Below are 8,620 nucleotides of genomic sequence, written 5' to 3' on the forward strand. Positions count from 1 at the left end.
TCTGACACGCACTCGCACAACACTTTTGTAGAAACCGGAGAACATCATGGCTTCCATCACCTACGACAAGGCCTGCTGCGTCTACCCCGGCGCGGACAAACTCGCCGTCGACTCACTGAACCTGGACATCGACGACGGTGAGTTCGTGGTCCTCGTCGGACCGTCGGGCTCGGGCAAGTCCACCGCCCTGCGCATGCTCGCCGGGCTCGAAGAGATCGACTCGGGTCAGATCCGGATCGGTGGCGACAACATGGTCGGCGTCGCGCCCAAGGACCGCGACATCGCGATGGTCTTCCAGAACTACGCGCTGTACCCCAACAAGACCGTCGGGGAGAACATGGGTTTCGCGTTGAAGATGCGCGGCGTGCCCGCCGACGAGCGCAAGCGCAAGGTCGCCGAGGCCGCGCGGTTGCTCGACCTGACCGACTTCCTCGACCGCAAGCCGGCGAAGCTGTCGGGTGGCCAGCGGCAGCGTGTCGCCATGGGGCGGGCCATCGTTCGCGAACCGCAGGTCTTCTGCATGGACGAGCCGCTGTCGAATCTCGACGCCAAACTCCGCGTTCAGACCCGTACCCAGATCGCGGCCCTGCAGCGGCGTCTGGGCACCACGACCGTCTATGTCACCCACGACCAGGTCGAGGCGATGACGATGGGGGATCGTGTCGCTGTCCTCAAGAACGGTGTGCTGCAGCAGTTCTCCACGCCGACGGAACTGTACGACCGTCCGGTCAACGCATTCGTCGCCGGGTTCATCGGCTCGCCGGGGATGAACCTCTTCGTGGCGCCGGTCGTCGACGGTGTGATCACCGTGTCAGGTGCCGCCGTGGACATCGACGCCGAAGCGCAGGCCGCGCTGCGTCGTTCCGGTCTGGAGTCCGTGGTCGTGGGCATCCGTCCGGAGCACCTCGCGTTGTCCGACGGTGGCACCGGACTCAACGCTGACGTCGCCCTCCTGGAGGAACTCGGCAGCGAGACCTACATCTACGCCAACCTCGCCGACGACTCGGTCCGCAATCTCGACGGCGATCCGATGGTGATGGTCGCGCGGTCTGCCGACCGGGCCCCGGCCAAGCGCGGTGAGGGTATCCGCCTGCGCCAGTCCGACAGTGCGGTGCACCTCTTCGACCCGTCCACCGGAGACCGCATCAACTGATCGACCCGTCGACTGGGCGTCGTCTCGCGACGCGAGATTCTCCGCTGGTCGAGCCCTGTTCTCCGCTGGTTGAGCTCCGTTCTCCGCTGGTTGAGCCGTCTTCTCCGCTGGTTGAGCCCTGTCGAAACCACCCCGGTGCAGCCGCTGTAGATCTCGGAGGGCACCCTCGGAGACTGTGACCATCTGGGAACTAGTCGTCGTACTCGTCGCCGGCGTCGGGGCGGGCGCGATCAACGCCCTCGTGGGCAGCGGAACCCTCATCACGTTCCCGACGCTGGTCGCGTTCGGCGTCCCGCCGGTCACCGCGACGATGTCCAACGCGATCGGCCTCGTCGCCGGCGGGGTGTCCGGAACGTGGGGATACCGGCGTGAACTCGAGGGCCAGTGGCCGCGCCTCCGGTGGCAGATTCCGGCGTCGTTCACCGGCGCGATCGCCGGCTGCTGGCTTCTGCTCCATCTGCCGGAGACGGTGTTCGAGACCGTGGTCCCGATTCTGCTCGTCGCCGCGCTGATCCTCGTCGTCGCGCAGCCCTACATCCAGAGATGGGTGGGCACTCGCACGTCCCTCGGCGGAGACCTCACGCCATCGCATCTCGGTCCCCTGCGGGTCGTGGCGATGACCATCGGGACATTCGCCGTCGGTGTCTACGGCGGCTACTTCACCGCCGCGCAGGGCATCCTCTTGATGGGCATCCTGGGGGTGGTCGTACCGGACCACCTGCAACGGCTGAACGCGGCCAAGAACCTGCTGTCCCTGGTGGTCAACGTCGTCGCCGCCGTCACGTACACGCTGGTCGCGGTCGACCGGATCGATTGGTGGGCCGCGGCGGCCATCGCCGTCGGCTCGCTCATCGGCGGTTTCCTCGGCGCCAGGTACGGGCGGCGCCTCTCCCCCCGCGCGCTTCGCGGGGTGATCGTCGTCGTCGGGCTCATCGGCCTCTGGCGACTGCTTGCGTGATCCCGGGGTGCACGGTCGACGTGAATCGACGCCCAGTCGACGGGCCTCGGGTCAGTGCGCGGCGGCGGTGTCCTTCTTGCGCCGCGGGATGACGTGCAGGATCGCCACGATGATCGCACCGACCACCAGGCCGACGACTGCGGAGAGCACGGTGCCGGCCGTCCAGGACAGCACGGCGCCGAAGCCGCCGTGGACCAGCTCTTCGAACCAGTGCTCGACGTCGTGGAGCCGATCGGCGGGCCAATGGAAGCCGGCCTCGCCGACGTTGACGATCAGGATGTGGCCACCCACCCAGAGCATGGCCGCGATACCGACGACCGTCAGCGTCGACATGATCTTGGGCATGGCGCGGACCAGACCGCGGCCGATCTTCTGCACCGTCGGCGACTCGCGCTGCGCCAGTGCCAGCCCGACGTCGTCCATCTTCACGATGACGGCGACGACGCCGTAGACGAGCGCGGTGATCAGGAAGGCGACGACCACGAGGACCGCGAGACGGGTCCAGAACGGTTCGGACTCGACGGAGGACAACGAGATGACCATGATCTCGGCGGACAGGATCAGGTCGGTGCGGATCGCGCCGCTGACCATCGTCTTCTCGAACTCCGGACCGGCTTGGCCGGCGGTCTGCTCCTCGGCGTGGTGGCCGCCGCCGATCGCCTCCCAGACCTTCTCGGCGCCCTCGAAGCAGAGAAAAAGGCCGCCGGCGATCAGCAGGTAAGGAAGCGCCTGCGGAAGGAACTGGCTGAGGATCATGGCCACCGGCAGGATGATCAGCAACTTGTTGCGGATCGAGCCCAGGGCGATCTTGCGCACGATCGGCAACTCGCGGTCGGGTGTGAACCCGTGGACATAGCGTGGTGTGACCGCGGTGTCGTCGACCACGACTCCCGCCGCCTTGACGCTGGCCTTGCCGGCCGCCGCGCCGATGTCGTCGAGAGATGCGGCGGCCGCCCGGGTGAGGGTCACGATGTCATCGAGCAGGGCGACGAGACCACTGGCCACGTGAACCTCCGGGGTTCGAGGAACTGAGTTCTCGAACAGTATGCCGAAACGGACGCGGACCACACCGTGCAGAGGCGGTCCGCGTCCGTTTCGTCGGATTCGGTTGTCGGGCGCCGGATGACGCCGGGTCGGGTCAGGTACGCGCGGGAACGGCCGGGGTGTCGTCGGCAGCGTCACCGGCCTCGCCGAGTCCGCGGCGCTTCCGTCGGATCGTCAACAGCGTCAGCAGACCGATCGCGCTCGAACCGAGCAATCCCTGCGCTTGGCCGCGGCGCTCCACGACCGCGGTGTGCAGCCGGGGGACGTGGTGTCGTTCCAGCTCCCCAACTCGGCCGAGGCGGTCGTCGTCTTCCATGCGATCCATCGGGTCCGTGGTGTCGCCAACCCGATCGTGCCGATCTACCGGGAACGCGAGGTCGGGTTCATTCTCGGCCAGGCGGGCACCAAGGTCGCCTTCGTTCCCGGAACACGCCGAGGATTCGATCACGTCGCGATGTATGCAACTCTCCGACAACGACTTCCGGAACTGGACCTGGTCGTCACGACTGACGGCCGGGCAACCGACGGCCAGACCGTCGGACTCGCCGATCTGATCGCGTCCGCGACGCCGGAGATGATCGAGGCGGTGCGCGCGCTGCCGCCCGCCGATCCCGACGACGTATGCCTGCTGCTGTACACATCGGGGACCACCGCGGATCCGAAGGGCGCGTTGCACAGTCACAACACCCTCGTGTTCGAGAACATGTCGATGATCGACACGTTCGGACTCAACGAGCGCGACGTCGTGTTCAACCCGTCGCCGGTGACGCATGTGACGGGCGTGAACTGCGCCCTCACCCTGCCGTTCCTCCTCGGTGCGCCGGTGGTGCTCCAGGACGCGTGGGACCCGGAGGTCGCACTGACGAGGGTGCTCGAGGAGCGCGCCAGCTTCATGATCTTCGCGACCCCGTTCCTACGTGGCCTCTTGGACGCGGCCGTCGCGCGGGGCGTACGCACACCGTCGGTGCGCTACATCATCTGCGGGGGTGCCGACATCCCGGACTCGCTGGTGACCAGATCCACCGAGGTGCTGGGCACCGTGACGCGGATGTACGGCGCCACCGAGGGGCCGTCGGTGACGTCCGCCAATCGCTCCGACGAACCCCGCCTGCGTACCGGGACCGATGGCCGCGTGCTCGCCCCGACCGAGGTCATCGTGTCCGACGGCGCCGGGGGTATCGCTGCGACCGGCGTCGTCGGTGAGGTGCTGTGGCGCGGGCCCGACACCTTCCTCGGATACCTCGACGCATCGCTCAACGACGAGGCCTTCACCGCCGACGGGTTCTTCCGCAGCGGTGATCTCGCCTACTTCGATGCCGACGGTGGAATCCACATCGTCGGCCGGATCAAGGACATCATCAATCGGTCCGGCGAGAAGATCAGCACCCACGACGTGGAGAACGAACTGAGTGAGCATCCCGCGGTCGCCGAGATCGCGGTCGTCGCCGGGCCGGACGCCCGAACCGGGGAGCGGGGGTGCGCGTTCGTGGTCACCCGGGACGCCGTCGACCTCACCCTCGAAGAGGTTCGAGAGTTCCTGTCCGCGAGAGGAATCGCGATGCAGAAGGTCCCGGAGAGCGTATTCGTCGTCGACTCCCTGCCGAAGACGGCCAGCGGGAAGATCCAGAAGTTCGCCCTCCGCGACTGGACCCGCGACCGCAACACCACACCGCCGCAGATGCAGGCCGTGACCATCTCCGCGGCGCACGAACGGTGAGAAATCCAGCAGGACAGCACGACCGAGCAGGACAGGAACGACGAGAATGACGACGACCGCACCGGGCGCGATCACGCTCGATGACTACGAAGAGCAGGCGCGGACCTGGCTCGACGCCGAACTCCCGGCCCGGGCTGCACAGGAGCACGACCCGACCTACGCCATCTTCCACAATCGGACACACGACGAGGAACGTGCGCTGATCGACGCGGCGCGCGCGTGGCAGGCCCGACGCGTGGACGCAGGCTTCGGCGCGATCACCTGGGGCCCGGACTGGGGCGGACCGGGTCTCACCGCGGGCCACGAACGCGTCTACGTGAACCTCGAACGCGGATACCAGGCCCCCGACCGGCACGAGAACGTTTTGGTGACAGTCGAACTGGTGGCGCCGACCCTGCACGCACTCGGGACCGACGAGCAGCGGGAGCGGTTCGTCCGCCCCTTCCTGCGCGCGGACGAGCTGTGCTGCCAACTGTTCTCCGAGCCCGGGGCGGGTTCGGACCTGGCCGGCTTGTCGACGAAAGCCGTTCGGAGTGGGGACACCTGGCGGATCAACGGCCAGAAGGTGTGGAGTTCCGGCGCGCAGTTCTCCGAGTGGGGTCTGCTCATCGCCCGGTCCGACCGGTCGGCGCCGAAACACAAGGGCATGAACGCATTCATGGTCCCGATGGACACGCCCGGCGTGGAGGTGCGGCCGATCCGGCAGATGTCCGGCGGGTCGACGTTCAACGAGGTCTTCCTCTCCGACGTCGAACTACCGGACTCCCTGCGGGTCGGTGCCGAGGGCGACGGATGGAAGGTCGCGCTCACCACACTCGGTTTCGAGCGGAACTCCAGCGCCGGGATCGTCAGTGCCGGCGGTAACAGCGTCGACCTCGCCCGCCTGGCCGACCGTCTCGGACTGTCCGACGACCCGTTGGTCCGCCGGCGCCTCGGTGACGCCGCGATCTATGAACGGGCGGCGGCCCTCATGGTGGCGCGCTACGCCGAACGTGAACGGGCGGGTGCCGTGCCGGGTGTCGAGGGCTCCATCGGCAAACTCGTGTGGACGCAGAACCTGAAGCGCGTCGGCGACGCCGCGGCGTCGTTCCTCGGCGACCGGATCGTCGCCGACACCGGCGAGCCCGACACGTTCGCATGGTCGGAGCATCTGCTCGGCGCACCCGGGTACCGCATCGCGGGCGGCTCGGACGAGATCCAACGGAACATCATCGGCGAACGCGGCCTCGGGCTGCCGCGCGAACCCCGCTAGGAGTACACATGCCCATCGAACTCACCGTGGAGCAGCGCGATCTGCAGGCCGCCCTCACCGATGCGTGGTCGGAACACGCTCCGGCGCAGGATGTCTGGCCGTCGATTCGGGAACTCGGACTGACCGAGATCCCGTTTCCGGAGGATCTGGGCGGGGCCGGGTACGGGGTGAAGGACGCGTCGGTCGTGATGACCGCCAACGGTCGCTGTCTCGGTTCCTCGCCGTACCTCTCGTCGGTGATCATGGCCGGCCTCACCCTGCTCCATGCCGCCGACGACGAGGGGCGACGGGCACACCTGCCGGCCATCGCGTCCGGGGAGCGGCGCGCCGCACTCGTCTGCGGCCCCGCCGTGGTCTCCTCGTCGATCGGTGCGGAGGTCACCGATGAGGGAACGCTTGTCCTGAACGGACGGCAGGACGTCGTCCTCGACGCGGCGTCGGCCGACGTGCTCGTGGTCGTCGCGCACACCGCGTCCGGTGTGGAACTCGCCGTCGTCGACGGCAGCTCTGCCGGTGTCGGCCGCCACCAGCGTGAAAGCCTGGATCTCACACGAGAGTTCGCGACTGTTGAGTTCACCGGTGTCGAGGCGGCCCGGGTGTCGGGCCCGTATCTCGAGGAGCGGCTGCGCCGGGTTCGGTCGCTGCTGATGATCGCCCTGGCTGCCGAGCAGGTGGGTATCGCCCGCCGGTGCCTCGAGATGACGGTGGACTACGCGAAGACGCGTCAGCAGTTCGGTCGCACGATCGGATCGTTTCAGGCGCTCAAACACCGCCTCGTCGACATGCTCGTTGCCACCGAGCTCGCCGAGGCGACGGTCCTCGACGCCGCGGATGTCGACCGCTTCGACGACGCGGATCTCGCCGAGCGGGCCGCGTCGGCTCGCGTGCTGGCCTCGCGAGCCGCCATGTACGCCGCGGAGGAGGCCATCCAGATCCACGGCGGGATCGGGTTCACGTGGGAGCACCCGCTGCATCACCACTTCCGGCGGGCCAAGACCGACCAGCTGTTGTTCCAGGACGACGACGTGCACCTCGACACCGTCGCTCGCGCCATGCTCGGACGGGCCCGCGCGGCGTCGGTGTGAGCGCCGGCGGAGTGGTTCCGGATCGGCGCGTTCGACCTACTCGTCGTCGCTGACCTGCGGAGCGCTCGTCGCGCAGCCGCGACATCCTTGGCTGGTCGAGCGGCCCCGAGCCGCTTGGCGATCGCCCCCCGCTGGTTGAGCCGGCACCCCCTCCGCTGGTTGAGCCGGCAACGAGCCGTTAGGCGAGTCGCCCACCCCCGCTGGTTGAGCCGGCAACGAGCCGCTAGGCGAGTCGCCGTGTCGAAACCACCTGGCGACCCGAGGAACTCAGCCGCCGGCGAACCCGAACGGCACCATACCGATACTCGCAGAGATCATTTCGTCTACGACGACGATGCGCCGTGGAGACGCATCCAGAATTGTCGGTGGTCGGGTTTAGATTGGTTGGTAACAGAACACACCCCGGAAAGGGGTGGGTCGAACAGGCGTCGGGGGGCGTGGTGGAGGCGTGGACCGATCTACCGGACGAGTACATCGCCGGGGTCGATCCTGCCCACGCGGCCGAGACCGACATGGTGATGTTGATGGCCGGCCTCGACGCCACCCGACGCGGCGAGTCCTACCTGGCCTGGCACCGGTATCAGACGATCGCGGCGATGACCGACCGACTGATCACCACCAGCGCGTCCGGGTTCGTGATGGACGGCCAGGCTGACTGCGCGGCCCGCATCGCCCGCCAAGCCGGGGTGTCCCGCCGGCATGCCGAGACCCTGATCGACGAGGCCATCGCGCTGCGCGACCGGCTCCCCGACACCGCCGACACGTTGCGTGACGGGGTCCTGTCGCAGTGGCAGATCCGGTTGATCATCTCCCGCACCGAACTGATCCCCGCCGATGACCCCATCACCCCAGTACTTGATGCCGAGATCGCCGACACGGTGCGCCGCCGAAAAGGCGTGTGGGATCGGGCGCGGTTGCGGGACATGGTCGACCGCCTCGTCTTCCGCCACGATCCGGATGCGGTACGTCAACGCCGCAAAGACGCCATGGATCAGCGTGGGGTGTGGACCCACGAACTGCCCGACGGCACCGCCGAACTCACCGCCGTGATGTCGGCGGAGAACGTGCGGATCTCGGCCAAAGCCGTCGCCATCCTCGCCGATGCCGTCTGTAAGCGGGATGGCCGCAACCAGGGGATACGACGATCCGATGCGATGTTCGCGCTGTTGACCCGCACACCATTCGAGTGCCAATGCGACGACAACGAGCAGGAGTGCACCGCCGACATCCCCGACCCGCAGAGCGTGCTCGACGCGGTCCGCGCCGAAGTCGTGATCCATGTCGTCACCGATGCCACCACCCTCGCCGGAGCACCCGGGGTCGGATTCCTCGACGAAAACGGCACCATCTCCGATGAGCATGTCCGTGACCTCGCCGCCCGCCCCGACGCCACCCTCACCCCGGTCACCCC

General features: G+C 67.9%; 8 protein-coding genes. 6 read left to right on the forward strand and 2 right to left on the reverse strand.

Annotation, left to right across the window (positions count from 1 at the left end; translation table 11 throughout):
- Positions 1-46 precede the first annotated feature (46 nt).
- Together JW364_RS18775 and JW364_RS18780 are read left to right on the forward strand one after the other, a co-directional pair.
- Positions 47-1,153: an ABC transporter ATP-binding protein gene (locus JW364_RS18775; protein ID WP_058252812.1), complete on the forward strand. Its 1,107-nt coding sequence runs from the start codon at positions 47-49 to the stop codon at positions 1,151-1,153.
- Positions 1,154-1,328: 175 nt separating this feature from the next.
- Positions 1,329-2,111, forward strand: coding sequence for a sulfite exporter TauE/SafE family protein (locus JW364_RS18780; RefSeq protein ID WP_137810252.1), 783 nt, complete (start codon positions 1,329-1,331; stop codon positions 2,109-2,111).
- Between the two features lie 51 nt (positions 2,112-2,162).
- On the opposite strand, the gene JW364_RS18785 is transcribed toward JW364_RS18780, so the two are convergent.
- Positions 2,163-3,116: a DUF808 domain-containing protein gene (locus JW364_RS18785; protein WP_058252869.1), complete on the reverse strand. Its 954-nt coding sequence runs from the start codon at positions 3,114-3,116 to the stop codon at positions 2,163-2,165.
- Between the two features lie 133 nt (positions 3,117-3,249).
- Positions 3,250-3,396 (reverse strand): hypothetical protein, encoded by a 147-nt coding sequence (locus tag JW364_RS18790; RefSeq protein ID WP_205333983.1) that lies wholly within the window; start codon positions 3,394-3,396, stop codon positions 3,250-3,252.
- On the opposite strand from JW364_RS18790, the gene JW364_RS18795 reads away from it, so the two are divergent.
- From JW364_RS18795 to JW364_RS18810, 4 genes are all read left to right on the forward strand, one after another.
- Positions 3,379-4,872, forward strand: a complete 1,494-nt coding sequence (locus JW364_RS18795; protein WP_240199302.1) for an AMP-binding protein — start codon at positions 3,379-3,381, stop codon at positions 4,870-4,872. The genes JW364_RS18790 and JW364_RS18795 overlap by 18 nt on opposite strands.
- Positions 4,873-4,918: 46 nt before the next feature.
- The gene (locus JW364_RS18800; RefSeq protein WP_205333982.1) at positions 4,919-6,124 is read left to right on the forward strand and encodes an acyl-CoA dehydrogenase family protein; all 1,206 of its coding nucleotides are present in this window, start codon (positions 4,919-4,921) and stop codon (positions 6,122-6,124) included.
- A gap of 8 nt (positions 6,125-6,132) precedes the next feature.
- Positions 6,133-7,209: an acyl-CoA dehydrogenase family protein gene (locus tag JW364_RS18805; RefSeq protein WP_205333981.1), complete on the forward strand. Its 1,077-nt coding sequence runs from the start codon at positions 6,133-6,135 to the stop codon at positions 7,207-7,209.
- Positions 7,210-7,646: 437 nt separating this feature from the next.
- Positions 7,647-8,620 (forward strand): DUF222 domain-containing protein (locus JW364_RS18810; protein WP_307814810.1); only part of this gene is annotated, 974 nt, incomplete at its 3' end.

The organism is Gordonia sp. BP-119, from assembly GCF_016924115.1.
In the GTDB taxonomy this organism is placed as follows: Bacteria; Actinomycetota; Actinomycetes; order Mycobacteriales; family Mycobacteriaceae; genus Gordonia; species Gordonia hongkongensis.

Excerpts from the sequence above, each read along its gene's own strand:
- JW364_RS18775 (WP_058252812.1), top strand. The coding sequence starts at position 47 with ATGGCTTCCATCACCTACGACAAGGCCTGCTGCGTCTACCCCGGCGCG.
- JW364_RS18805 (WP_205333981.1), top strand. The coding sequence starts at position 6,133 with ATGCCCATCGAACTCACCGTGGAGCAGCGCGATCTGCAGGCCGCCCTC.
- JW364_RS18800 (WP_205333982.1), top strand. The coding sequence starts at position 4,919 with ATGACGACGACCGCACCGGGCGCGATCACGCTCGATGACTACGAAGAG.